Consider the following 24,661-nt stretch of genomic DNA (forward strand, 5'->3'; position numbering starts at 1 on the left):
CTTGGCAGAGTTCCTTGCAGAGATTCTTGCGGTTCATCCGCTGCGCTCGATCAGTTGGCGGACCTTGGCCCCAAGCATCTCGATACTGAAAGGCTTGGCCAGCATGTCCATGCCGGGAGCGAGAAACTCTCCACGCACCTCGGCGTTCGGGGCATAACCGGTGATAAACAGCACACGCAGATCCGGTCGATACTGGCGCGCAATCTCGGCCAGTTGCCGGCCGTTGATGCCCGGCAGACCGAAATCGCTGACCAACAGGTCGATGCGCTGATCGCTCTGCAAATGGGGCAGCGCGGTATTGCCATCGACCGCTTCGAGCACCCGATAGCCCAGCTCCTGCAGTACCTCGACCACCAGCATGCGTACCGCGGCTTCGTCTTCCACCACCAGTATGGTTTCGTTGGTCTGCGCGCCCTGTACCGCCGCTGGCGCGCCGGTGTGTTCTGCCTGCGGCTCGGCCTGCGTTCGATTGCGCGGGAGGAACAGTGTGATCAGGGTGCCGTGACCGGGCGTACTGTCGATGCGCACATGGCCGCCGGTCTGCTTGACGAAGCCATACACCATGGACAGCCCGAGGCCGGTGCCCTGGCCGATGGGCTTGGTGGTGAAGAACGGATCGAACGCCTTGGCGACCACCTCAGCGGGCATACCGGAGCCATTGTCGGCGACGCTCAGGGTCACGTAGTCACCTGGCTCGGGACTGTCGGGCTGAGTGTCCCTGATCTGTACGCAGCCGGTCTGGATGGTCAGCCGGCCGCCGTCGCTCATGGCATCACGGGCGTTGATCACAAGATTGAGCAGGGCGTTTTCCAGCTGGTGCGCATCGGTATAGGCCAGCCAGGGTTCCGGCTGCAGGTGCGTCTCGAACTCGATGTGTTCGGCCATGGTGCGGCGCAGCATGTCCTCCATCGACAGCACCAGCTGGTTGACGTCCACCGGTTGCGGATCCAGCGATTGGCGACGGGCGAAGGCCAGTAGGCGGTGTGTCAGCGCCGCTGCGCGGTTGGCCGAGCTGGTCGCGGCGTCGACATAGCGACCCAGATCGTTCACCCGACCGCTGGCAATCCGCCGTTGGATCAGGTCGAGCCCGCCCAGCACGCCGGTCAGCATGTTGTTGAAGTCGTGCGCCAGGCCCCCGGTGAGCTGGCCGATGGCCTCCATCTTCTGTGCATGGCGCAGGGTTTCCTCGGCGCGCTCGCGTTCGCCCATCTCCAGGTGCAGCAGATGGTTGATCTCCGCCAGTTCGCGGGTGCGCTCGGCAACGCGCCGTTCGAGATTGTCGTTCAGCTCGCGCAGCGCCTCTTCGGCCGCGACCTGCGCGTTGACGTCGGTGTTGGTGCCGAACCAGTGCGTGACCTGGCCGAAATCATCGCGAATGGGCACGGCGCGCGCGAGGAACCAACGGTACTGGCCATCCTTGCCTCGCAGCGGAAAGGTTTCCTCCCAGGTCGAGCCGATCGCCACGGCGCGTTTCATCGAGGCGCTGACACGAACGTGGTGATCGGGGTGATGTACCGAGCGCCAGCCCAGGGCACGCATGGCTTCCATGGTGGTGCCGGTGTAGTCGTACCAGCGCTTGTTGTACCAGTAGATGCGCCCGGTCGGATCGGCCATCCAGGCGAACTGGCTCATGTTGTCGGCCAGCGTACGGAACTGTTCTTCGCTGGCGCGCAGCGCGCGTTCGGCGCGCATCCGCTCGTCCGTGGTCCAGGCTCGGTCGGCCACTTCGCGTATGAACGAGATGTCTTCCTCGGCCCATTGGCGCGGGTGCTCCTGCAACAGGATCAAGGCGGCACTCAGGCGCCCTTGCTCCTGTAGCGGCACGCAGACCAGACTCTGGATACGCCGCAGCCGCAGGCTCGAAGCCTGCGCGGCGGTACGGGTGTCGTGCAGGGTGTCATTGACGACCACCAGCTCGTCGTTCTGCAGGTCGTAGATGAAGTCGCCATAGTCGGTGAAGCACATGCGCTCGCTGTAGTCGCCCAGCGCACCGTCGCTCCAGTAGCGCTCGACGGTGGCGTAGTGGCCGCCGGGGTCTACGGAAAGAAACGCTGCGCGGGTCACGTTCAGTGTCATGCCCAGTGCGCGCACGGCCGCCGTAATGATGGTGGTGCTGTCGGGCTGTCCGCGCAGCAGATCACCCAGCTCCATGAGCACCGTCTGGCGCTGCTCGGTGCTCTTGCGCTCCTGTATCTGCTCTTCGAGCAGGGCATTCATGCGCAGCAGTTTCAATGCCGCGTTGCGCTCGGCGGTAATTTCCCGGGCGGTACCGAGCAGGCGAATCCTGCCGTCGGCGTCGAGCAGGCGGCGCCCACGATTGGTCAGCCAGCGGAACTGGTCGCTCGCCTCGTCGTAGACCCGGTAATCGAGATTCAGCTCACCACCGCCGATGCCTTCGAGGGCGCTGCGAAAGGCGTCGAGCAGGGCGGTCCGGTCGTCGGCATGGACACGTGCGAGAAATTCGCTCACGCTCAATTCGGGCGCATCGGGAGCGACGCCGGCGAGTGCTTTGAGCTGCGCATCCCAGTGCAGCGTGTTGCGCTGATAGCCATATTCCCAGACGCCGATCGAGGCGATCTCGTTGGCCAGGCTGACCCGCTGTTCGGCCTCGAGCAGGGCGCGGCGTGCCCGTGCACGCTCGGTCGCGGCACGAAGGCGCTCGGCCATCTCGCGTACGAATGAGATGTCCGCCTGACTCCACTGCCGCGCTTGTTTATCAGCCAGCAACATGAACGCGCAATCCGGCGCCTGCGCCAGCAGCGGTGCCAATAGCAGGCTGCTATAGCCGAGACGCTCGTGCAGGGCGCCGCAGTTATCGCGGCAGTCGGCCTCGTCCAGCAAGTCTTCGAAAGGCACAATCATCCCTTGCGCCAGCCGCAGGCGCAGGGTCCGGGCGCAGCCGCCAATCGGATATCGGATCAATCGTCCCGCATCGTTGACCGATGGCCATTGCTGCACGATCACCAAGTGATCGTGCTCATCGAGATGACCATAGGCCAGGCACTCGATACCGATCAGTTGAACCAGGCGTTCGGGCATCACCTCGCTCAGGTCGATGCGGTCACCCGCGTCGTGCAGGCGGTCGCTGAGCTCCAGCAGATAGGTCTGCTGCGCGTCGCCGCGGGCCCGCTCGCTGATGTCGGTAAAGGTGCATATCGCACCCTGCAATAGTTCGTCGCGGTACAGCGGCGCGACCCGATACTCGACCGGCAGGCTTTTGCCGTCCTGGCGGAAGAACAGCTCGTATTCGACATGTGCCGGTTCGCCGGTCTTGGCGGTGCGCTGGATCGGGCAATCTTCCACCGTATACGGCGAGCCGTCCGGGTGGCTGTGGTGAATCACGTGATGCAGCTGGCGACCCAGTACCTGCTCTTTGCTGTCGAAGCCGAGCAGCTTGACGAACGCCTCGTTGCAGAGGGTAACGAGGCCATGGGAATCGATGGAATAGAAGCCTTCACTGGCCGAGTCCAGCAGGCTGCGGGTGAACGCCTCGCTTTCCAGCCGTTCGATCTCGGCGCGGCGGCGTTCATGGATGTCCTGCGCCACCAATACCCAATGCAGCAGGCGACCGTCATGCCCGTAAACCGGCGCGCCGCAGCCTTGGAACCAGCGTGGCTCGCCGGCGGCGTTGAGCAGTGGCACTTCGAAACTGCCGGATTTGCCGCTTTTCAATGCCCCATGCCATTGCTGCATCACCGCGTCCCGGTGGTCCGGTGCGACGGCGGCCAGCCAGCCCATGCCAGCGGACTCGCTTTCCGTCAGCCCGGTGAGTTCGCACCAGTAGCGATTGCAGAAGATCAACGAACCGCTGGCATCGCATTGCCAGATCACTTGGGGGCTGAGATCGACCAGTGCGCGGTAGCGCTCCTCGACCTCGCGAATCGATGCTTTTTCATGCAGCCGTTCGGTCAGGTCGCGCAGAATCTTGACGAAGCCCTGCAGCTGCCCCTGCTCGGTCCTGAGCTGCATCAACACGCCGGCCGCCCAGAAGTGACTGCCATCCTTGCGGCGGTGCCAGCGCTCGTCGTTTGCCGAGCCGTCCTGCACGGCCCGTTGCATCTCGCTCTCCGGCACACCGTCGGCAACATCCTCATCGGTGAATATCCGGGCGATAGCGCTGCCGATGATCTCCTGCCGCTGCCAGCCGAGAATCTGCTCGGCGCCTCGGTTCCAGCTGATGATGGTGCCCTGGGAGTCGGTGCTGAGGATCGCGTAATCCAGCGCGCTGTCGATGATCTGCCGGTTGTGCTCCTCGTGCTCGCAGCTGCGGCGCAACTCGAGCAATGCCATGACCTGCCGGGCCAATGCCTGCAGATGGCCGAGCTGGCGCTGCGACAAGGTCTGCGCCTGGTCGCCGATCACGCACAGTGCGCCGAGCAACAGGCCTTCCGGGGTCTTTAGCGGCGCGGCTGCATAGAAGGCGGATGCCTCGACCGGGCTTTCGATCACCTGCGTTTCCGCGCCGCTCATGCTGCAGGCATCAAGCGCCTGGGCAAGCGTTCGGCTGTCATCGTCAAGGTTGAGCGAGGCCTTGATCCAGAGGCGTCCCTGGTCGAGAAATATGAGGGCGGCGCTGTTGCACGTGCACAGCTCGGCCGCGAGCGTCACCAGATCATCGAACGCCGTTTCCGGTGGCGTATCGAGAATGCGGTATTGGGCCAGCGCTGTCGTTCGGTCAGCTTCGACCCGGCTGTCGACTTTATTTTCAACGTTCAAAATTTCTGCTCGGCTATCCATGGCGGCAAGACATCCCCAGCATAAGGCGTCCGAGCACCTGCATGTGGCGAGGCGTTACTGATTGTTTGCAGATATTGTCGCTGCGAAAGAGCCTTTTGTCGCAAGTAGACCTCGGTCTGCGGGCACTCTGCCAGAGCCGCCGGTCCGGTCTGGCGAATGCCTGGTTAGGGAGGTTTGATACGCGCGGCCTCATCAATCTTTCAGCAGCTTCTGGTCAGCCATCCGCAGCGAGGCGATCAGGTCTGGGTCGCGTTGATAGATGTCCGGGCGATAGTGTGGTTGTCCGGTGCTGTCCGCTTCGGCTGTCCAGTACGCCAGCAGCACTGGGGTGGGCTCGGCCAGGCGAAACTCGTGCGTCTTGCCCGTCTCCAGCAACCGGGCGAAGCGTTCGCGTTCGCCATCGACCAACAGCAGGTCGACCAGCTGCATGACCGACTCGACCCTGACGCAGCCGGAGCTGAACGCGCGCTGGGAACGGTCGAACAGGCCCTGGCTCGGCGTGTCGTGCAGATAAATCGCAAATGGATTGTCGAAGCGCACGACCAGACGTCCGAGCGGGTTGTCCGGTCCTGCGGCCTGGCGCAGCAGAATGCGGCCGGGATCGTTCCACTCGACCTGCTCAGGGTCCAGCGGGTTGCCCTCGTAGTCGAAAACTTGCAGATCCTGCTCGGCCAGATAGCCGAGGTCCTCACGGATCTTGGGCAGTTTGTCTTCGCTCAGGATGGTGGGTGGCACGGTCCAGGTCGGATTGAGGGTCAGCCGGGTGACGGTCGATTTGATCTCCGGTGTCTGCCGCGTCGCGCGGCCAACCTGGCTGCGTGTCTCCCATTGCGCGCGCCCGTCACGGAAATAGACGACGCGCCCGCCAGCGATATCGACCAACAGCGAGCGCGCCTCGATGTCGCGGGATAGCCAGCGGAATCGCTCCAGATTGATCTTCAGCTGGTCCAGTCGCTCACTCGGGGTGACGTTCAGCGCGGCCAGGGTGTCGACGCCCAATATGCCGTCGTCCTGCAAGCCGTGGCGGGCCTGGAAGGCTTTCAGCGCCTGCTCGACGGTTCGGTCGTAGCGGTTCTGGACGCTTTCCACCGCGATGGTGTCGGGAAGATAGCCGCCGGCGGCCAGACGTTGGCGCAGCAAGGGAACCCGGGCATCCGACATACCGGGACGCAAAGTCTCTCCGGCAGGGATCGGCAGTTGGCGTTGCGCGGGCTCGGCTCGCAGGCGGGCATGAGCCTTGCGCAGGTTGTGGTACTGCTCGAACGTCGGGCGCGCCTGATCGAAGGCCTGGCCGATGTTCATCAGGCCGGCATCGGCGATGTCCAACAACCGGTCATCCGCCCGCTGCGGGGCCACGGCGTCGGTGCTGCGCCAGACCGGCTCCAGACGATCCTGCGGCAGCCGCCCGTGGGACAGATGCCGCAGTGCCAGCAGGTAGGCGTGCGTCGCGAGAATGTCGCCACACTCGCGATGCAGCGGTTCGGCCGTCGCCGTATACAGGCTTCGGCGAATGGCTGCGGGATGGTAAGCAGCAGGATTCAGACCGTCGTCGACCAGCGCATCGAGTTGCGCTAGCAGCGTGTCGATCTGCTCATAGGATGTCCACAAGGCTTCGAACTGCTGTCGACTATAGAGCTCGGTCAGCTGCCGAGAAGCCGTCTGGTCGATGTCGGCAAGGGGACTGGCGCAGGCGCTGGCGAGATTTTCCAGGGCGCTCTGGATAGGTTTGACTGGATTGCTGGCAGGCTGCGCGAACGCCAATGCGGGTGCGAGGCAGAAGATGCCAACCAGACGAACTGCATGTTTTTTATACAATGCTTCACTCCCGGCAAACCCACCGACTGCTAGACTTTGCCGCTAATCCGGCTGCGGCTTTGGGAAAACCAGACCCATCCGGACCACCACAAAATGCTCTGTCAGACGAAGTGGGAGTTTTTTCGCTCCCGTCTGACCTGTTTCGCTGCCGCCTGCTCGGTGCTGCAGCGCGTATGGACGCTAGCCAAGAGGGAAATGCGGCTTTGGCGTCGGTGAGGTAATTCAATACATGATGGTTTCGTTCCGACGCCTCTGCCTCGTGGCAGGTCTGCTCCTGTCAGCTCCGCTCCTGGCGGCCAGTCCTTCCTACCAGCCGGTTGTGGATGACTTGTCACTGATAGCGCCTACGTTAAACCTCAAAGTGCTCACGCATGCCGTAGCGGCCATGCAATGCGCTGTGAATAACGGCGCCAGCCCCGCGAAGCGGCTGGCGGTGATCGATTTTTCGCTGCCGTCGTCGGAACGCCGGCTCTGGATATTCGACCTGCAGCAGCGGCGGTTGTTGCTTGAAGATTTCGTCGCCCACGGAATGAAGTCTGGCGAAAACCTCGCCACGCGCTTCTCCAACGTGCTTGGCAGCCATCAGTCGAGCATCGGCCTGTTCCGCACCGCCGAGAGCTACAGCGGCAAGCATGGCTATTCACTGCGTATGGATGGGCTCGAACCCGGCGTGAACGACCTGGCCCGCGAACGAGCGATCGTCATCCACCCGGCTGATTACGTGAACCCGGCCTGGATCGCCACTCAAGGCCGCATCGGCCGCAGCCAGGGCTGCCCGGCGGTGCGCCCGGAAGTGGCGCGCATGGTGGTCGATAGCCTCAAGGGCGGGCAGTTCATGTTTTCCTGGTATCCGGATCAGGATTGGCTGCAGACCTCGGCCTATCTCAATTGCGAGCCTTCGCGCGTTGCGGGGATATTGGCGGCGCGGCAGGGGTGACTCAGCGGCAAGGCTCGTAGGGTCGAACTTGTTCGACTTTCGCAAACTCGGCCGAATGAATTCGGCCCTACGGCGACAGCGCGCCGCGAACGAAGCGTCAGCAGTTCGCCTGCGGCTCTATTTCTGCTCACTCTGCGGTGTTACCCGCAACACCTCTTCCAACGTAGTCAGCCCCGCTGCGATCTTCTGCGCGCCGGACAGGCGCAGGCTGTGCATGCCGTCCTTGAACGCCTGGCGACGCAAGGCGATGAGGTCGGTGTCGGCGGTGATCAGCGGCTTGATCGTATCGTTGAGCAGCATGATTTCGTACACGCCTGCGCGGCCGCGATAGCCCGTATCCCGACACTCAATGCAGCCCACGGCTTGCTGTGCATGGCTCGGCAGCGGGGCGTTCCAGGGCTTGGTCAGGGCCTGCCAGTCATCGGCATCCAGTTGAACCGGCGTCTTGCAGTGCGGGCAGAGTGTGCGCACCAAGCGCTGGGCCATCACGCCAAGCAAGGTGGCGCGCAGCAAATAATGCGGCACGCCCAGTTCCAGCAGGCGAGTGATGGCGCTGGGGGCGTCATTGGTGTGCAGCGTCGAGAGCACCAAGTGGCCGGTCAGCGCCGCCTGGATCGCCATTTCTGCCGTTTCCAGATCGCGAATCTCGCCGACCATGATGATGTCAGGGTCCTGGCGCATCAGCGCGCGCACGCCGCTGGCGAAGGACAGTTCGATGTTGTGCTGCACCTGCATCTGGTTGAAGGCGCCCTCGATCATTTCGATCGGGTCCTCGATGGTGCAGACGTTCACCTCCGGCGTGGCCAGCTGCTTGAGCGTAGTGTAGAGCGTGGTGGTCTTGCCCGAGCCGGTGGGGCCGGTGACCAGGATGATGCCGTTGGGCTGGCCGGTCATGCTCTGCCAGCGGCGCAGGTCCTCGGCGGAAAAGCCCAGCTGGTCGAAGCCCTTGAGCAACACTTCGGGATCGAAGATACGCATCACCATCTTCTCGCCGAAGGCGGTGGGCAGGGTCGAGAGGCGCAGTTCCACCTCACCGCCATCCGGCGTCTTGGTCTTGACCCGGCCATCCTGCGGCTTGCGCTTCTCGGCGACGTTCATCCGACCCAGTGACTTCAGCCGGCTGACCACCGCCATGGTTACCTGCGGCGGGAACTGGTAGACGTTGTGCAGCACGCCGTCGATGCGAAAGCGCACCGTGCCCTGCTCGCGCCGCGGCTCGATGTGGATGTCGCTGGCGCGTTGGTCGAAGGCGTACTGGAACAGCCAGTCGACGATGTTGACGATGTGCGAATCGTTGGCGTCGGGCTCCTGATCGCTGGCGCCGAGGTTGAGCAGCTGCTCGAAGTTACCGGTGCCGCTGATCTTCTGGTCCGTGGCGGTGGCGCCGCTGACCGACTTGGCCAGTCGGTAGAACTCTACGGTGAAGCGCTGCAGCTCCACCGGATTGGCCACCACCCGCTTGATCGGCCGCTTGAGCACGTGGGTGAGGTTGGCTTCCCAGCTCTTCACGAAGGGCTGGGCGCTGGCGATGGTCACCGCCGAGCTGTCCACCGCCACGGCGAGGATCTTGTGGCGCTGGGCGAAGGCGTAGGACATCAGTGGCGTGATGGCCGCGACATTGATTTTCAGCGGGTCGATGCGCAGATAGGGCTGCCCGGCTTGTTCGGCGAGCCAGAGGGTCAGGGTTTCCAGATCAAGCTTCTTACCGGGTCGCGCCAGATCGTCGAGTTGCTGCTCGGCGAGAAACTCCAGCGGATGTTGCTGACTGGCCGCCGTGCTGCGGCGCAGCGTCATGCACTGCTCGGCAGTGTCCTGTTGCAAGCGGCCTTGAGCCACCAGATCGCGCAACAGGTCATCGAGGCTGAGAATGCGATCAGGCTTGGCCGCAAAGCTGGACATGTGGACTCCTTAGGACAAGGCGGCCAAGAACGTCGACCGCCAGCGCCAAGAATGCCGCAAATGTCCGACCGGCAACAGAAATCGGTCGAGAACCTGAGAAGTGAATGCCAACTAACGAAGGATTACCGGCGCGGTATCGACCGGCAGGCCCGGCTGGGTGCCGGCACGGGCCGCTCCGTTCAGCGACACGCCGTCGCCAAGCTGCTGCTGCAGCTGGCGCGCCACATCGGAGCCAAGCGAGAGCGACACGTCACGGATTACGCGGCCGCGGTTGGGGGTGAGTCGTCCGTCGGCGGCGCTGACTAGCTTGGTGTCCTGGCCTTCGCCCAATGCCGAGAACGCTGAGATGATTTCCAGAGTGCGGGTATCGATCAGGCTGAACTCGGCGACCAGCGTCAGGCTGAAGACCTTCGAGTAGTTGTCGCTGTGCTGCAAGGCGTTGAAGTCTTGGCGGAAATCCAGGTCGGAAAGGGTCCCAAACAGCACGTAGTCCGCGCCCTTGAAGTCACCGTTGCGAATGCGCCCGATGATGTCGTGCAGGCCTTCGTTGTCCTTGCTGTAGGGCTTGCCCTGGATCAGCTGGAATCGGCCAGACTTGAGGATCTCGCCCTTGATGTCGCCGGTGAACTTCTTCAGCTCGCCGCGCTCGAGGTAGCTGTAAGTCGCCTCGATTTCACGGTAGCTGCTGCTTGCCGAGGCAGAGAAACCGTTCACTTGCGCCTGGTCCGAAGCGCTGATCAGGTGGATGTATTCGCGTACACGCTCTTCGTAGGCGAGGTCGGTCACCGCGACCTTAGGCGCGGCTTGGCTGGCGAAGGCTAGGCCGCAGAGCAGCAGGGAAGCTAGCAGGCGCATCTTAACGCTCCGTTGTCTTGCGAATTTCCTTCTCGTCCATCCACTCAGCCAGACCGCTCTCAACGTCGATGAGCTGGAGGCTGAACTTGTAGAAGACGTCCTTGTAGTCGCTGCTGCGCTTGACGATAGAGCTGATGCTGCCTTCGAGGCGGTACTGCGCGGCGACCATGTTGCCAGTCTTGGCGATGGTGGATTGCTTGTACAGGCCGCTCTGGTTCTGCAGCTTGAGCTGCTCGACCTGGCTGTCCAGATCGACATTGTCGCTGGCGAAGCGGGCCGTGCCGGTCTTCATCAGCTGGGTCTTGATCGAGGTGGTGATCTCGCGGGTATCAATGTACTCGCTGGTCTTGTTCTTCACGTCGTAGACCTGGATCACCGGCCGCCCCTGCAGAATGCCGGATTGCGCCAGCGAACGGGTCATCGACTCAGCGATAGTCTGCAGATCGGACGAGCCGAACTCGTTGGTGATCAGCTCGACGGCCTTGCTGTCGCCATAGCTGATGTTGCCGCCGCCAAGTACTGGCGACGAGGTGGAGGCACAGCCGCTGGCCAGAGCAGCGAAGGTGATAATGGCGAACGTGCGAACGAAAAGCATGGTGAAGCCCTAGCGGAAAAGGTTGACGGAGTTTTCGGGGGTCTGGACTTCCAGTCGGAAGTCGGTAGCCTGCGGCACGGGTGCGATGGCCGGCAGGTAACTGGTCTGCGTTCCGTACAGCGTCAGGCTCTTCCAGCTTTCCTCGGCGGCAACCGGGAAGCCGTCATTGTCGAGCCAGGCGAAGCGGTAGTACATCGGCTTGTTACGGGCGCTGCTGTTCTTGAACTCGACCTTGACGGTGAGAAAGCCGTTCTCCCGGGCGACGCGCATAGCGCCGACTTCGATGTGCTCCATGCTGCCGAGCGAGACGACTTTGCTGGCGGCGCTACCGGGTGCCGGCGGCGGTGGCGTGGCGCAACCGCCGGCCAGCAGGCTCAGACCGAGTACGAGAGGAATCAAGCGGGACATCGGGACCTCCTGGTCACTGGGCCTGGGCGATACGGGTAAGGGGGGCGGGAAGCTCTACGGCGGAGCCTGCGGCGAATACCTGGCCGCCAATCACGCGCAGCGGGATGACCTGATAGGGCTGGTCGATCCGCACCTTGGCGATGGTGCCGTTGGGCAGCGACAGACTGTGTTCGCCACGCCTGATACGGGCTCGCGCCACCAAGGTCTGGTCGGGCAGGGTGCGCCAGGTGCGCTCGTCGGCGCCTTCAGTGATGGCCGACATCAGGCCGACCGCCAGCCCTGCCAGCGGACTTACGTTATCGTTCAGCTGCTTTTGCATCACGCTGCGGCTGATCGCCCGGACGCTGGTGCGCAAGATGATACCCGGCATGTCGTCACGCAGCGCGCGACGCGACATGGCGTCAATGCTGTTGAGCTGCGCAAGGGTCAGCTCTTGGTCGTCGAGCCGCACCGTCTGCGCCGTCGGCTGCGATTCGCTCTTGATTACCGGGAAGGAAAAGGGCGTCACAATAATGCCGGTCGAGGTGGGGATCGGCAGCGGGATGCGCACCGAGTCGCGGGCCGGAGCCAGCCCGTTCTGCACTACTATCAGCACTTCGCTTTCGTCGGTGGTTGGTGCCGGTGCATCCAGGCGGACGAGCGCATCCTCGAGCAATTCTTCGCCCGGCCGCAACTCGATGGCCTTGCGGTAGCCTGGCGCGGCAAGACCTTTTTCTCCAAGCGCTTCGTAGACGAAGCCGGAGAGGTAGTGGCTGAAGGCGCTCTGATAGCTGTTCTTCAGGCTCAGCACTTCCGGCGCGTCGAGCACTTCCACCGGATAGCCCTGCAAATCCTTGAACTGGGCGGTGATGCCTTTTTCCTGGGCTTCCTGCTCACGCTTGAGATACTCGCGATCGCGCAGTTGGCTGATGAAAGCCTCGCGCTCATGAGTCCTTTTGATATCCATGCGCGCCTGCTCGAAGTCGTTGCGCGCCAGGCGGTTGAGTGCCAGCTGCGTGGTGAGCATGACCTTTTCGTAGTCGTAGCCTTCGTAGCGGCGAACCTTGTCGTTGACCAGCAGACTGCCGAATTCGGTGAGGTATTTCTCGGTATCGAGCTTGATCGACTCTTCCCAGGCGGTGATCACCTGATCGGCTTCGCTCCAGGCCGCTTGGCTGCCTTCAAGATCGCCCTTGGCGCGCAGCAGCTCGCCCTTTTCGAAGTAATACAGCAGGTCCTTCTGCTCACGGCTGTTGTGCTTCTCCAGGAGCATTAGTGCGGCGTCGGGGTCGCCCGCGAGAATGTGCTGGTTTACGGCGGTGAGTTCGGTTTCGTAGCTGCGGAATGTTTCGCAGCCGCTCAGAAGTAGGCCCAGCCCCACCGAAAGGGCGGCTTTGGCGAGTCGAGTCATCGGAATGATTCATCCTTGGTAATTGAGAGCTGGCCTCGTTCCGCTGAGCCCGGCGATTCAAAGCTGCGCAGGGATCAACGGAAGCGCAATATCCAACCCGATGATATTAATATGATATTACATAGGTGGCCAACTGATATGTTGGCCTAGCGACTGCTGGATTCACCGTTGAAGATTTTCCGCAGCCGCAGCCGCAGCCGCAGCCGCAGCCGATTAGTGGCGCGATAGCTGTTTCCAGGCCTTGAGCGTCCACACAGTACGCGCCTGTTCGACGCGGGCATCGAGCAGTTCGTCGCTCAGCGGCTGTTGTGCCAATTCGTAGAGCTTGGCCAGTTCGCCATAGAGACGGTCGGTTTCCGGTACTTCCAACGTCGTGCGTGCCAGGCGCAGCCAAACCAGCAGCCGCTCCATGCGCGGGCGTTGTTCGGCGAGGTCTTCAGGCTGCTGCTGATAGCGCAACAGCTGCAATGCCTCGGCTTCTTCACCCAACAGGCGTGGTAACCAATTGCCCAGCCCGGCCGCACCTTGGCGATTGCCACGGTTGTTGCGCTCAGCGGTCCAGCCACGTTGCAGCAGCCATAGCGAGGCCTTCAGCGAGAACAGGCCCCAGCGTGGCTGATCGAGTTCGGCAGCGAATTCGTCCGGCACTGCCTGGCGGATCGATTCGTCGTCCTGCCCGGCTTCGAGGCGTGGACGCCAGTCTTGGATCAGCGCATCGAGCCGTTCGCGCAGCTCGCGGCTACTGGCGCGCGGCGCGGCCTGGCCGAGGCTGCCGAGCAGGGCGCGCAAGTCGACCAGTTGCTGCAGCCATTGGCTGAGCAGTTTCCAATGACCGTTGAAGCGGTACTGCTCGGCCAGGCGCTGGCTATTGCCCAGCAGATGCCAGGCCAGCGCGGCAAAGGCATCGTCCAGCGGCATGAGTGTATCGAGTGTCGGCGCCGGCAGATTCAGCGCATAGCTGTCGGCGTCATGCAGGCGATAGCCACGCTCGGCCTTGCTGATGTCGCAGGGCATCAGCGGCAGGTCGGCCGCCAGTTCGGTGGCCAGCTCCAGCAGCGCTTCGGGCTCGCCCTGGCGCAGTTCCAGTTCCAGCTCGCAGATGTCCTCGCTCTGCTTGCCGACCACGACCTTGCCCAGGTCCAGCGCCGCTTCGATCACGACTTTGGCCTTGCCACGGCCCCAGGCAATTTCGGCCTTCTCGCGGACGAAGTCGGTGGTGAAGATCGGCTTGAGGGTTTTCTTGTCCAGCTCGGCGAGGGCCGACGGCCAGCAGTCGTCGGTGAGTTTCTTCGGGTCCAGCTTGGCTTTGTCGAGGTACCAGTCCCACTCGTTGCGCTCGGACAGACCGGCCACGCTCTGGCCACGGCTCTTGAGCGTCTGGATGAACTGCTCGCCATCGCGCCGCAGACGTAACGCAACTTTCGCCTGAGCAAGTTCGCGCTCGGGCGTGTCGTAATACTGATTGAACAGTTCGTGGCGTTGCCAGCCGCTCTTGTTGCGCTTTTTCAGCAGCGGGTGGTCGCGTAGTGCCACGAGGGTTTCGCGACTGGCGCGCAGTTTGATTTCGGTTTCTTTCTGCATGATGCCCAGGTGATGCCTATGTTTGAGTGTGACTGATATCACGCGGTGGCGGTGTTTCAAGCTCATCCGTATACTTGCCGCCTTCTGAAGCCGGGGTATTCCCTATGCCAATCAATCCATTCGTCAGCCTGTTCGGACGCTCGCCCATCGGCCCGATGCAGCAGCACATGGCCAAGTCCCACGAATGTGCCGCCAACCTGGTACCCCTGTTTCAGGCGATCACGGCAGAAGACTGGGAGCGGGTCGAGCAGATCCAGCAAGAGATGGCGCGCCTGGAAAACGAGGCCGATAAGCTCAAGAAGAGCGTTCGCCAGCATCTGCCCAAGAGCCTGTTTCTGCCGGTACCGCGCTCCGATCTGCTGGAGCTGCTGAGTGTACAGGACAAGATCGCCAACCGCGCCAAGGACATCGCCGGCCTGATGCTGGGCCGCTGCATGACCGTCCCCGTGGCGCTGCAGCCGCTGATGCTGGCCTTCGTCCAGCGCAGCGTCGATGCCAGCTGCCAGGCGCTGAAGGCACTCAAAGAACTGGATTCGCTGCTTGAGACCGGCTTCAGCGGCCGTGAGGCCACGCTGGTCGAGAAGATGGTCGAGGAAGTTGAGGAAATCGAGCGTGAAACCGACCGTATGCAGATCACGGTTCGCCGTGAGCTGTTCAAGCTGGAAAAGGAATTGCCACCAGTAGACGTCATGTTCCTCTACAAAATCATCGAATGGATCGGTGACGTGGCCGACCGTGCCGAGCGCGTCGGTAACCGTCTGGAACAATTGCTGGCGCGTTGAGCGCCAGTTTCCTTTCTGGGTTCAACAGGTAACTTTCTATGTCTCTTATCTCGGATTACGGCTTCGTACTCCTGGTGCTCGCCTGCGCGTTCGGTTTTTTCATGGCCTGGGGCGTTGGCGCCAATGACGTGGCCAACGCCATGGGTACCTCGGTGGGCTCGCGCGCACTGACCATCAAGCAGGCGATTTTGATCGCCATGGTCTTCGAGTTCTGCGGGGCCTACCTGGCCGGTGGCGAGGTGACCGAAACCATCAAGAACGGCATTGTCGACGCCGAGATGATCCCGCCGGAACTGATGGTCTTGGGAATGATGTCGGCACTGCTTGCCGCCGGCACCTGGCTGTTGGTGGCGTCGATGAAGGGCTGGCCGGTTTCCACTACCCACTCGATCGTCGGTGCGGTGATCGGTTTCGCGGCGGTGGGTGTCTCGATGGATGCGGTGCACTGGGAGGGCGTCGGTCCGATCGTTGCCAGCTGGGTCGTCTCGCCTGTGCTGTCCGGCACCATCGCCTTCGGTGTGTTCATGAGTGTGCAGCGCCTGATCATCGACACCGAGAATCCCTTCCAGAACGCCAAGCGTTTCGTGCCGATGTACATGTTCCTCACCGGTTTCATGGTGGCGCTGATGACCCTGTCCAAGGGGCTCAAACACATCGGTCTGGACCTCAGCAGCGGCCAGAGTTTTCTTCTCGCCGTTGGCGTCGGCGTGCTGGTGATGCTGATCGGTATCGCGCTGCTGACACGCATCAAGGTCGACGTCGAAGCGGACAAAACCTTCCACTTTTCCAGCGTGGAAAAGGTCTTCGCCGTTCTGATGATCTTCACCGCCTGCTCCATGGCGTTCGCCCATGGCTCCAACGATGTGGCCAACGCAGTCGGCCCGCTGGCTGCGGTGGTCGGTGTGCTGCAGTCCGATGGCGCGGCTGCGGTCGCTGCCAAGTCGGCCGTGCCGGGCTGGGTGCTGCTGCTGGGCGCGGTAGGTATCGTTATCGGTCTCGCCACCTACGGTTACAAGGTGATCGCCACCATTGGCAAGCAGATCACCGAGCTCACTCCAAGCCGCGGTTTCGCTGCGGAACTGGCGACTGCCACCACAGTGGTTGGCGCGTCGGCGATTGGCTTGCCGGTTTCCACTACGCATACGCTGGTTGGGGCGGTGCTCGGCGTGGGCATCGCGCGCGGTATCGGCGCGCTGAACCTGGGCGTGGTCGGCAAGATATTTATGTCCTGGCTGGTTACCCTGCCGGTCGGTGCTGGCCTGGCGATCGTGTTCTTCCTGATTCTTCGCGCCATTTTCACCTGATCTACCGCGCGACAGGCTGCGACACCTCATACGCCCCGTCGATCTGACGGGGCGTATTCGTTCATGGGTCCCGTCTTGATGCGTTTCATGTTTCACTGGCTGCTCTGTTCCGATCTCGATACGGAGGTAGCCGGTGCCCGTTCCCTCACTCAAGGATCAATTTGCCGCGCTGGTCGCCGCGCCTTCGGTGAGCTGCACACAGGCGCATTGGGACCAGACCAACCGGCCGGTGATCGACCTGCTCGCCGGCTGGCTGGGTGATCTTGGTTTCTCCTGTGAAACGCAGGAAATAGCCCCCGGCAAGTTCAATCTGCTGGCCAGTCATGGCAGCGGTCCCGGCGGACTGGTGCTGGCCGGACACAGCGACACCGTGCCTTTCGATGCCGAGCTATGGACGTCTGATCCGCTGCGCCTGCGCGAAGCCGGCAACCGTTGGTACGGCCTGGGCAGCTGCGATATGAAAGGCTTCTTCGCGCTGATCATCGAAGCGGTGCTGCCGCTGTTGGACCAGCCGTTCAGGCAGCCGCTGCTGATCCTCGCCACTTGCGACGAGGAAAGCTCCATGTCCGGCGCCCGGGCGTTGGTCGATGCCGGCCGGTCGCTGGGGCGTGCCGCGGTGATCGGCGAGCCCACCGGGTTGCGGCCCGTGCGCCTGCACAAGGGCATCATGATGGAAGGCATCGAAATTCACGGGCAGAGCGGGCATTCCTCCAACCCCGCCTACGGCCATAGCGCGCTGGATGCCATGCACGGCGTGATGGGCGAGCTGATGACGCTGCGCCGTGAGTGGCAGGGCGAATACGACAATCCGCTGTTCGACGTGCCGCAGCCGACGCTCAACCTCGGCTGCATTCATGGCGGCGATAACCCCAACCGCATCTGTGGCCATTGCGCACTGGAGTTCGATCTGCGGCCGTTGCCCGGTATGGACCCCGAGCAGCTGCGCGCAGCCATTCGCCAGCGTTTACAGCCGCTGGCCGACCAGCACCAGGTGACGATCGAGCTGGCGCCGCTGTTTCCCAGCGTGCCGCCCTTCGAGCAGCCGGCGGGCGGCGAGCTGGTCAAGCTTGCCGAACGGCTGACCGGCCATGTCGCCGAGGCGGTGGCGTTCGCTACCGAAGCGCCTTATCTTCAGCAGCTTGGCTGCGAGACACTGGTACTAGGCCCCGGCGACATCGCCTGCGCCCACCAGCCGGACGAATACCTGGATCTCGACAGAATCGAACCCACCGTGAGGCTGCTGCGCGCCATGATCGATCACTATTGCCTGCAGCCGGCCAGCCGAGGTTAGGAGCAGATTTCGGATCGAATCTGCTCCCGCGCCCGCTCTCCCGACCCGGCTACCGGACTTTTAAGCTGTCACTTGAAGGCTTCTGCAACATGCACGACTACGTCACCTGGCTTCGCGACTCCTCGCCCTACATCAACTCGCACCGTGAGCGCACCTTCGTGGTCATGCTGCCGGGCGATGGGCTGGAACACTCCAATTTCGGCAACATCGTCCACGACCTGGTGCTGTTGCACAGCCTCGGCGTGCGGCTGGTGCTGGTGTTCGGCTCGCGTCCGCAGATCGAGGCGCGACTGGCCGCACGCGGCATAGGGCCGCGCGTTCATCGCGGCTTACGCGTTACCGATTCCGCTGCGCTGGAGTGTGCAATCGATGCCGTCGGGCACATGCGCATCGCCCTCGAAGCGCGGCTGTCGATGGACATGGCGGCCTCGCCCATGCAGGGCGCGCGGCTGCGCGTGGCGAGCGGTAACTTCGTCACCGCGCGGCCCATCGGCGTGGTCGAGGGGGTCGATTATCAGCACACCGGAGAAGTACGACGCATCGACCGCAAGGGCATCGGCCGGCTGCTGGACGAGCGCACCATAGTGCTGCTTTCGCCGTTGGGTTATTCGCCCACCGGGGAAATCTTCAACCTCGCCTGCGAAGACGTCGCCACCCGCGCGGCCATCGATCTGCAGGCCGACAAACTGGTGCTCTACGGGGCCGAACGCGGTTTGTTGGACGAGGATGGCCAACTGGTTCGCGAGCTGCGCCCGCCGCAGATTCCCGCTCATGTCGAGCGGCTGAGCAGCGATTACCAAGCCGAGCTGCTGGACGCCGCTGCGCAGGCCTGCCGTGGCGGCGTCCGGCGCAGCCACCTAGTCAGCTATGTCGATGACGGCGCGCTGCTCAACGAGCTGTTCACTCGCGACGGCGGCGGCACCCTGGTGGCGCAGGAGCAGTTCGAGCAATTGCGCGAAGCGACCATCGAGGACGTGGGCGGCCTGATCGACCTGATCACCCCGCTGGAAGAGCAGGGCATCCTGGTACGCCGTTCACGCGAGGTGCTGGAGCGAGAAGTGGAACAGTTCAGCATCGTCGAGCGCGACGGGCTGATCATCGCCTGTGCCGCGCTCTATCCCATCCCCGATTCGGACTGGGGCGAACTGGCCTGCCTGGCGGTCAACCCCGAGTATCGCCATGGCGGTCGCGGCGATGAATTGCTCGAACGTATCGAAGCGCGGGCGCGCAAGCTGGGTCTGAAAACTCTGTTCGTACTCACTACTCGCACCGCCCACTGGTTCCGCGAACGCGGTTTTGAACCCAGTGGCGTCGAACGCCTGCCAGCGGCGCGGGCGTCGCTGTACAACTTCCAGCGGCAGTCGAAGGTGTTCGAGAAGAAGCTGTAAAAAACGATAAAGGCGCTTGAGTCTGGAAGACTGGACGAAAAGGCAGCAGTGTTGATGGCGGGGCTTGTAGGCAGTTTGTAGGGTGGGCCGGGCGGCGCTCCGCTTCAGCCCACCAGAACGGGACCGGCGGTAACGCCAGGCGAGTGGTTGATACGGGGCGTGAAAGCGGTGGGCTAAAGCCCACCCTACGAGTCTGCCGCTCAGATGCCGATGGACAACAGGCTTGCCTGATAGGCCGCGACGAACTGGTCGAAATCCGATTCCTGTTGGGCTTCCAGCTCGGCCTGTCCATTGTGAGATTGCTGCGCGGCGGTTTCGAATCCGGCCTGCTCGGCAGCGCTCAGGGGTTGGCTGCGGAAATGCTCGGCATGCCGCCGGCTCTGGCGCAGGGCGAATTGGCTAAAGCTCTCGCCGCTGCGTTTCAACTCGTCGAGTACCCGCGCCGATGGCGTGAGGCTGCTGTCAGCGACCTTCGCCTGTTGCGCGGCGAGCGCCCGCGCATGTTGGTCGCCGCCCTGGGCCTGGTCCAGCAGCGCGGCGACCTGACCGATTTCACCCAGCAGTTCCTGCGCCCAGGCTTGCAGGCTGACCTGCTCGCCGCCGCGACGCAGTTCGAGGCCCGGCTTGCGTCCTTCGGTGACTACCTTGAGGAAGTTGCCGCTGCTGGCGCCGCACTCGCCCGCGACCAAGCAGGGGCTGTCTTCCAGCGTGCAGAACAGCAGGAAGGCGTCGAGGAAGCGCGCTTCCTCGAGATCGATGCCCAGGGGCAGGAAGGGGTTGATGTCCAGGCAACGCACTTCGATGTACTGGATGCCGCGGGCGCGCAGCGCCTGCAGCGGCCGCTCGCCGCTTTCGGTGACGCGCTTGGGGCGGATGTTGGAGTAGTACTCGTTTTCGATCTGCAGCACGTTGGTGTTGAGCTGCAGCCAGTTGCCCTGGGCGTCCTTGGTGCCCATCTCGGCGTAGGCCGGGTAGGGGGTCGAGACCGCCCTATGCAGGCTGTCGGTGTAGCTCGGCAGGTCGTCGTAGCAGGGCGTCAGTCCGGCCTGGGCGTTGCTCTGGTAGCCCAGGTCGCTCATCCGCAGGCTGGTGGCCCAGGGCAAGTAGAGGGTGTTTTCGTCGAGCTGTTCGAGCTGGTGCGGGCGGCCGCGCATAAAGCTCGCATCCAGCGCTGGGGAGGCGCCGAACAGGTACATCAGCAGCCAGCTGTAGCGGCGGAAGTTGCGGATCAGCGCGATATAGCGCGAGGACTGGTAATCCTGGCGACTGCGGGTGTCGCCATCCTCGGCCTGCAGCAGCGACCACAGCCCCTCGGGCAGCGAAAAGTTGTAATGGATGCCGGCGATGCACTGCATGGTCTTGCCGTAGCGCAGCGCCAGCCCCTGGCGGTAGACGTGCTTGAGCCGGCCGACATTGGAGCTGCCGTATTCGGCGATGGGAATCAGTGCCTCTTCCGGCAGATGCCCCGGCATCGAAGGGCTCCAGAGCCACTCGCCGGCCAGCTTGCCGTAGGTGTAGCGATGGATGGCGTCCAGCTCGGCCAGGGTCTGTTGCGGATCGGTTGCGGTGCCGGTGATGAACTCCAGCAGCGCCTCGGAATAATCGGTGGTGATCTTCGGATGCGTCAGCGCCGAACCCAGCGCGCGCGGGTGTGGCGTCAGGGCCAGCTCGCCGTGGCTGTCGATGCGCAGGCATTCGCGCTCGATCCCATGCAGGCATTGCGATAGCAGCGGAAGGTGGGAGGGCTCGGCCAGCAATGCCAGGCGGTGGGAGAGGAGGTCGCTCAAGTTCTGGTTCCTTCACGCATCAGTCGGCCCAATATGGGGCTGCGAGGGGCAAGCTTCAAGCCACAGCTGCAAGAGAAAGCAGGCGCGCCCTTGCAGCCTGAAGCTTGCCGCTTCTTACAAACAGGCGAAGGTCGATTGTGCCTTGGCGATCAGTTTGCCGCCTTGATGAACCTCGGCTTCGAGAACCTGGGTACGACGCCCGGCATGCACCACCCAGGCGCGGCAGGTCAGTTCGCCTTCGGTCACCGGGCGGATGTAGTTGAGCTTGCATTCCAGCGTCACGCTGTTCGGCACCCCGTCGTTGAGGCTGTGGCTGGCCTGACCCATGGCGGTGTCGATCAGCGAGAACAGCGCACCGCCATGCAGCTTGCCGTGGAGGTTGCGCAAGCCGTCGTGCATGCTCAGCCCGAGTACGGCCTCGCCATTTTCAGCCTTGTGAATCTCCAGGCCGAGCAGGCGGCCGAAGGCGCTGGAACTGCCCACCGCCTCGACTTGAATGCTCATATTATTTCCTCAGCTGCTTGGCATTGGCGAACAGCGACGCCATGGCCGCGTTAGCCGGCGCCGGCTTGTCCTGCTTGGTGTGGCGCTCGGTGCGCGGCGCGTTGCCGCGAGGCTTGCCGCCTCCACGTAGCCCCTCGGTTTTCTCGCCGGGGGTGTCGCTCATGCGCATGGACAGGCCGACGCGGTTGCGCGGAATGTCCACCTCCATGACCTTGACCTTGACGATGTCACCGGCTTTGACCACTTCGTAGGGGTCTTTGACGAATTTCTCCGACAGCGCGCTGATGTGCACCAAGCCATCCTGATGCACGCCGATGTCGACGAAGGCACCGAAGTTGGTCACGTTGGTCACCACGCCTTCGAGCACCATGCCGGGCGTCAGGTCGCTGAGCTTCTCGACGCCTTCCTGGAATTCGGCGGTCTTGAACTCGGGACGCGGGTCGCGGCCAGGCTTTTCGAGTTCCTGGAGGATGTCGCCGATGGTCACCAGGCCGAAGGTCTCATCGGTGAATTTCGCCGGGTCGAGCTTCTTGAGGAAGGTCGAGTCGCCGACGAGCGAGCGGATATCGCGGCCGGTATCGGCGGCGATGCGTTTGACCAGCGGATAGGTCTCCGGGTGAACTGCGGAGGCGTCCAGCGGATTATCGCCATTCATCACGCGGAGGAAGCCGGCGGCCTGTTCGAAGGTCTTGTCGCCCAGGCGCGGCACCTTCTTCAGCTCGCTGCGGGATTTGAACGCGCCGTTGGCGTCGCGATAGGCGACGATGTTCTGCGCCAGGGTGCCGTTGAGGCCGGAAATGCGTGCCAGCAGGGCGGCGGAGGCGGTGTTCACATCCACGCCGACAGCGTTCACGCAGTCCTCGACCACCGCATCCAGCGAGCGCGCCAGTTTCAGCTGTGAAACGTCGTGCTGGTACTGGCCAACGCCGATGGCCTTGGGCTCGATCTTCACCAGTTCGGCCAGCGGGTCCTGCAGACGACGGGCGATGGACACCGCCCCACGGATCGAAACGTCCAGATCGGGAAATTCCTTCGCTGCCAGCTCCGAGGCCGAATACACCGAGGCACCGGCTTCGCTGACCATGATCTTGGTGAGCTTCAGGCCTGGCACCTGCTTGATCAGCTCGCCGGCCAGCTTGTCGGTTTCGCGGCTGGCGGTGCCGTTGCCGATGGCGATCAGATCGACGCCGTGCTTGGCGCACAGCTTGGCCAGGATCGCAAGGGTGCCGTCCCAATCGTTGCGCGGTGCGTGCGGGTAGACGGTGGCGGTATCCAGCAGCTTGCCGGTGGCATCGACCACCGCGACCTTGCAGCCGGTGCGCAGGCCCGGATCGAGGCCCAGGGTCGCACGCGGGCCGGCGGGCGCGGCGAGCAGCAGGTCGTGCATGTTGCGGGCGAAGACGCCGATGGCGTCGTCCTCGGCCTTGTCGCGCAGCTCGCCGAGCAGGTCGGTTTCCAGGCTGGTGTAGAGCTTGACCTTCCAGGTCCAGCGCACCACCTCGGCCAGCCACTTGTCGGCGGCGCGGCCTTGGTTGGTGATACCGAAGCGCTCACCGATCATGCCTTCGCCCGGATGCATGGAGCCGGGGGCTTCGTCGCCGACCTTGAGCGTAATGCTGAGGATGCCTTCGTTGCGGCCGCGGAAGATCGCCAGGGCACGGTGCGACGGGGTGTTCTTCAGCACTTCGTCATGCTCGAAGTAGTCGCTGAACTTGGCGCCTTCGCTCTCCTTGCCGGGTACGACGCGGGCGCTGAGGGTGGCGTTGTGCTTGAGAAAATCACGGAGTTTCGCCAGCAGATCGGCGTCCTCGGCGAAGCGCTCCATGAGGATGTACTTGGCGCCTTCGAGTACGGCCTTGGTGTCGGCGAAGCCTTTTTCGGCATCGATGAAACGCTCGGCTTCGCTCTCCGGGGACAGGCTCGGGTCGGCGAACAGTGCGTCGGCCAGTTCGCCGAGGCCAGCTTCCAAGGCGATCTGGCCCTTGGTGCGACGCTTCTGCTTGTAGGGCAGGTAGAGGTCTTCGAGGCGGGTCTTGGTGTCGGCCAGGTTGATCTCGCGGGCCAGCTCGGGCGTCAGCTTGCCCTGTTCCTCGATGCTGGCGAGGATCGAGGCGCGTCGCTCGTCCAGCTCACGCATGTAGCGCAGGCGCTCTTCCAGATTGCGCAGCTGGGTGTCGTCGAGGCTGCCGGTGACTTCCTTGCGGTAACGGGCGATGAAGGGCACGGTGGAACCTTCGTCGAGCAGCGCCACGGCGGCGGCTACCTGTTGCGGGCGCACGCCCAGCTCGTTGGCGATGCGGGAATTGATGCTGTCCATGAACCTACCTGGGTCAGTCAAACCATGCAGGCCGTGCCTGCGCGAAAGGGCGGGATTATAAAGGCAGCGGGGAGCTTGAGGCTGGAAGCTGGAAGAAAAAGCATCGGGCGTTGTCCCTGGTAGTGGCGCATGGAGCGGGTTGCATCGCCCTGCGATTTTGGCCACTTCCAACTGCTTCTCTCGCAAAATCTGCTAACAATGGCTGTCAATTGCCTTGTCATCCGTAGGCGCATAATGCGCCGTCGATAAATTCAGGAGTTTCCATGAGCAGCACTGCGTCAGCCAGCGAAGGTGAAAAAATCCTGATCGTCGATGACGATGCCCGTCTGCGGCGTCTGCTCGAGCGGTTTCTCGACGAGCAGGGCTATCGCGTCCGTACCGTTGAAAGCGCCGAGCAGATGGACCGTCTGCTCAGCCGCGAACTGTTCCATCTGGTGGTTCTGGACCTGATGATGCCCGGCGAGGATGGCCTGTCGGCGTGCCATCGCCTGCGTGAAAGCGGCAATGGAATTCCGATCATCATGCTCACGGCCAAGGGTGACGAAGCCAGTCGCATCCAGGGTCTGGAGCAGGGTGCCGACGATTATCTGGCCAAACCCTTCAACCCGCGCGAACTGCTGGCACGGATTCGCGCCGTGCTGCGGCGCCAAGCACCCCAGGTGCCGGGTGCGCCGGGCAGCGAAGACGAGACGGTGACCTTCGGCGACTACGAGCTGTTTCTCGGCACACGCGAGCTGAAGAAGGGCGACCAGATACACATGCTCACCACCGGCGAGTTTGCCGTGCTCAAGGCGTTGGTCCAGCACGCCCGCGAGCCGTTGACCCGCGACAAGTTGATGAACCTCGCCCGTGGCCGCGAATGGGACGCCCTGGAGCGCTCCATCGACGTGCAGATCTCACGCCTGCGTCGCCTCATTGAGCCCGACCCGTCCAAGCCGCGCTATATCCAGACGGTCTGGGGCGTGGGTTACGTGTTCGTACCTGATGGCAACAAGGGCTGAAAAGCGCTAGAAGTGCCTAGCGCTGGAGGCTGGAGGCTGGAGAAGGGTCGCTTTATTCGTCCGGCCTACA

The 24,661-nt window shown here is 63.2% G+C and carries 17 protein-coding genes; 6 read left to right on the forward strand and 11 right to left on the reverse strand.

The window, feature by feature from the left end; genetic code table 11:
- Window positions 1–33: 33 nt before the first annotated feature.
- Both V6943_RS05125 and V6943_RS05130 read right to left on the reverse strand, forming a co-directional pair.
- Window positions 34–4,716 (reverse strand): PAS domain S-box protein, encoded by a 4,683-nt coding sequence (locus V6943_RS05125; protein WP_340552788.1) that lies wholly within the window; start codon window positions 4,714–4,716, stop codon window positions 34–36.
- 213 nt (window positions 4,717–4,929) lie between these two features.
- Window positions 4,930–6,552 carry a L,D-transpeptidase family protein gene (locus tag V6943_RS05130; protein ID WP_340552789.1) on the reverse strand — a complete coding sequence of 541 codons (1,623 nt, stop codon included), beginning with the start codon at window positions 6,550–6,552 and terminating at the stop codon, window positions 4,930–4,932.
- A 229-nt stretch (window positions 6,553–6,781) separates the two neighbouring features.
- Between V6943_RS05130 and V6943_RS05135 the strand changes: the two genes are divergently transcribed.
- The gene (locus V6943_RS05135; protein ID WP_131649026.1) at window positions 6,782–7,489 is read left to right on the forward strand and encodes a murein L,D-transpeptidase catalytic domain family protein; all 708 of its coding nucleotides are present in this window, start codon (window positions 6,782–6,784) and stop codon (window positions 7,487–7,489) included.
- Window positions 7,490–7,606: 117 nt separating this feature from the next.
- Here V6943_RS05135 and V6943_RS05140 read toward each other — a convergent pair whose 3' ends face one another.
- The 6 genes from V6943_RS05140 to V6943_RS05165 all read right to left on the reverse strand — a co-directional run bounded on the left by V6943_RS05140 (window position 7,607) and on the right by V6943_RS05165 (window position 14,217).
- Complete coding sequence (locus tag V6943_RS05140; protein ID WP_340552790.1) at window positions 7,607–9,388, reverse strand: GspE/PulE family protein; 1,782 nt, start codon at window positions 9,386–9,388, stop codon at window positions 7,607–7,609.
- 111 nt (window positions 9,389–9,499) lie between these two features.
- Entirely contained in the window at window positions 9,500–10,243 is a 744-nt protein-coding gene (locus V6943_RS05145) for a penicillin-binding protein activator LpoB (protein ID WP_340552791.1), read from the reverse strand.
- A gap of 1 nt (window position 10,244) precedes the next feature.
- Window positions 10,245–10,838 carry a penicillin-binding protein activator LpoB gene (gene lpoB, locus V6943_RS05150; RefSeq protein WP_340552792.1) on the reverse strand — a complete coding sequence of 198 codons (594 nt, stop codon included), beginning with the start codon at window positions 10,836–10,838 and terminating at the stop codon, window positions 10,245–10,247.
- 9 nt (window positions 10,839–10,847) lie between these two features.
- Window positions 10,848–11,246 carry a YcfL family protein gene (locus tag V6943_RS05155; protein ID WP_340552793.1) on the reverse strand — a complete coding sequence of 133 codons (399 nt, stop codon included), beginning with the start codon at window positions 11,244–11,246 and terminating at the stop codon, window positions 10,848–10,850.
- A gap of 13 nt (window positions 11,247–11,259) precedes the next feature.
- Window positions 11,260–12,636: a COG3014 family protein gene (locus tag V6943_RS05160; protein WP_340552794.1), complete on the reverse strand. Its 1,377-nt coding sequence runs from the start codon at window positions 12,634–12,636 to the stop codon at window positions 11,260–11,262.
- A gap of 213 nt (window positions 12,637–12,849) precedes the next feature.
- A complete protein-coding gene (locus tag V6943_RS05165; protein ID WP_340552795.1) occupies window positions 12,850–14,217 on the reverse strand; it encodes a CYTH domain-containing protein in 1,368 nt (455 codons plus the stop codon).
- Window positions 14,218–14,321: 104 nt separating this feature from the next.
- Here V6943_RS05165 and V6943_RS05170 point away from each other — a divergent pair, with 104 nt between their 5' ends.
- From V6943_RS05170 to argA, 4 genes are all read left to right on the forward strand, one after another.
- The gene (locus V6943_RS05170; RefSeq protein ID WP_131649023.1) at window positions 14,322–14,999 is read left to right on the forward strand and encodes a TIGR00153 family protein; all 678 of its coding nucleotides are present in this window, start codon (window positions 14,322–14,324) and stop codon (window positions 14,997–14,999) included.
- A gap of 38 nt (window positions 15,000–15,037) precedes the next feature.
- Window positions 15,038–16,303, forward strand: a complete 1,266-nt coding sequence (locus V6943_RS05175; RefSeq protein WP_131649022.1) for an inorganic phosphate transporter — start codon at window positions 15,038–15,040, stop codon at window positions 16,301–16,303.
- A gap of 133 nt (window positions 16,304–16,436) precedes the next feature.
- Window positions 16,437–17,594, forward strand: coding sequence for an acetylornithine deacetylase (argE, locus tag V6943_RS05180; protein WP_340552796.1), 1,158 nt, complete (start codon window positions 16,437–16,439; stop codon window positions 17,592–17,594).
- A gap of 89 nt (window positions 17,595–17,683) precedes the next feature.
- A complete protein-coding gene (gene argA / locus V6943_RS05185) occupies window positions 17,684–18,982 on the forward strand; it encodes an amino-acid N-acetyltransferase (RefSeq protein WP_340552797.1) in 1,299 nt (432 codons plus the stop codon).
- 200 nt (window positions 18,983–19,182) lie between these two features.
- On the opposite strand, the gene gshA is transcribed toward argA, so the two are convergent.
- From gshA to V6943_RS05200, 3 genes are all read right to left on the reverse strand, one after another.
- Entirely contained in the window at window positions 19,183–20,769 is a 1,587-nt protein-coding gene (gene gshA / locus V6943_RS05190) for a glutamate--cysteine ligase (RefSeq protein ID WP_340552798.1), read from the reverse strand.
- A 114-nt stretch (window positions 20,770–20,883) separates the two neighbouring features.
- Window positions 20,884–21,273: a PaaI family thioesterase gene (locus V6943_RS05195; protein WP_197445331.1), complete on the reverse strand. Its 390-nt coding sequence runs from the start codon at window positions 21,271–21,273 to the stop codon at window positions 20,884–20,886.
- Window position 21,274: 1 nt separating this feature from the next.
- The gene (locus V6943_RS05200) at window positions 21,275–23,590 is read right to left on the reverse strand and encodes a Tex family protein (RefSeq protein WP_340552799.1); all 2,316 of its coding nucleotides are present in this window, start codon (window positions 23,588–23,590) and stop codon (window positions 21,275–21,277) included.
- A gap of 263 nt (window positions 23,591–23,853) precedes the next feature.
- On the opposite strand from V6943_RS05200, the gene ompR reads away from it, so the two are divergent.
- Window positions 23,854–24,591, forward strand: coding sequence for an osmolarity response regulator transcription factor OmpR (ompR, locus tag V6943_RS05205; protein ID WP_131649016.1), 738 nt, complete (start codon window positions 23,854–23,856; stop codon window positions 24,589–24,591).
- Window positions 24,592–24,661: the final 70 nt, after the last annotated feature.

The organism is Pseudomonas sp. CBC3, from assembly GCF_037967085.1.
In the GTDB taxonomy this organism is placed as follows: Bacteria; Pseudomonadota; Gammaproteobacteria; order Pseudomonadales; family Pseudomonadaceae; genus Stutzerimonas.

Bases quoted from the DNA above. Each gene is read 5' to 3' on its own strand.
- V6943_RS05135 (WP_131649026.1), top strand. From the start codon at position 6,782: ATGATGGTTTCGTTCCGACGCCTCTGCCTCGTGGCAGGTCTGCTCCTG.
- V6943_RS05140 (WP_340552790.1), bottom strand. From the start codon at position 9,388: ATGTCCAGCTTTGCGGCCAAGCCTGATCGCATTCTCAGCCTCGATGAC.
- V6943_RS05145 (WP_340552791.1), bottom strand. From the start codon at position 10,243: ATGCGCCTGCTAGCTTCCCTGCTGCTCTGCGGCCTAGCCTTCGCCAGC.
- lpoB (WP_340552792.1), bottom strand. From the start codon at position 10,838: ATGCTTTTCGTTCGCACGTTCGCCATTATCACCTTCGCTGCTCTGGCC.
- V6943_RS05155 (WP_340552793.1), bottom strand. From the start codon at position 11,246: ATGTCCCGCTTGATTCCTCTCGTACTCGGTCTGAGCCTGCTGGCCGGC.
- V6943_RS05160 (WP_340552794.1), bottom strand. From the start codon at position 12,636: ATGACTCGACTCGCCAAAGCCGCCCTTTCGGTGGGGCTGGGCCTACTT.
- V6943_RS05165 (WP_340552795.1), bottom strand. From the start codon at position 14,217: ATGCAGAAAGAAACCGAAATCAAACTGCGCGCCAGTCGCGAAACCCTC.
- V6943_RS05170 (WP_131649023.1), top strand. From the start codon at position 14,322: ATGCCAATCAATCCATTCGTCAGCCTGTTCGGACGCTCGCCCATCGGC.
- V6943_RS05175 (WP_131649022.1), top strand. From the start codon at position 15,038: ATGTCTCTTATCTCGGATTACGGCTTCGTACTCCTGGTGCTCGCCTGC.
- argA (WP_340552797.1), top strand. From the start codon at position 17,684: ATGCACGACTACGTCACCTGGCTTCGCGACTCCTCGCCCTACATCAAC.
- V6943_RS05195 (WP_197445331.1), bottom strand. From the start codon at position 21,273: ATGAGCATTCAAGTCGAGGCGGTGGGCAGTTCCAGCGCCTTCGGCCGC.
- V6943_RS05200 (WP_340552799.1), bottom strand. From the start codon at position 23,590: ATGGACAGCATCAATTCCCGCATCGCCAACGAGCTGGGCGTGCGCCCG.
- ompR (WP_131649016.1), top strand. From the start codon at position 23,854: ATGAGCAGCACTGCGTCAGCCAGCGAAGGTGAAAAAATCCTGATCGTC.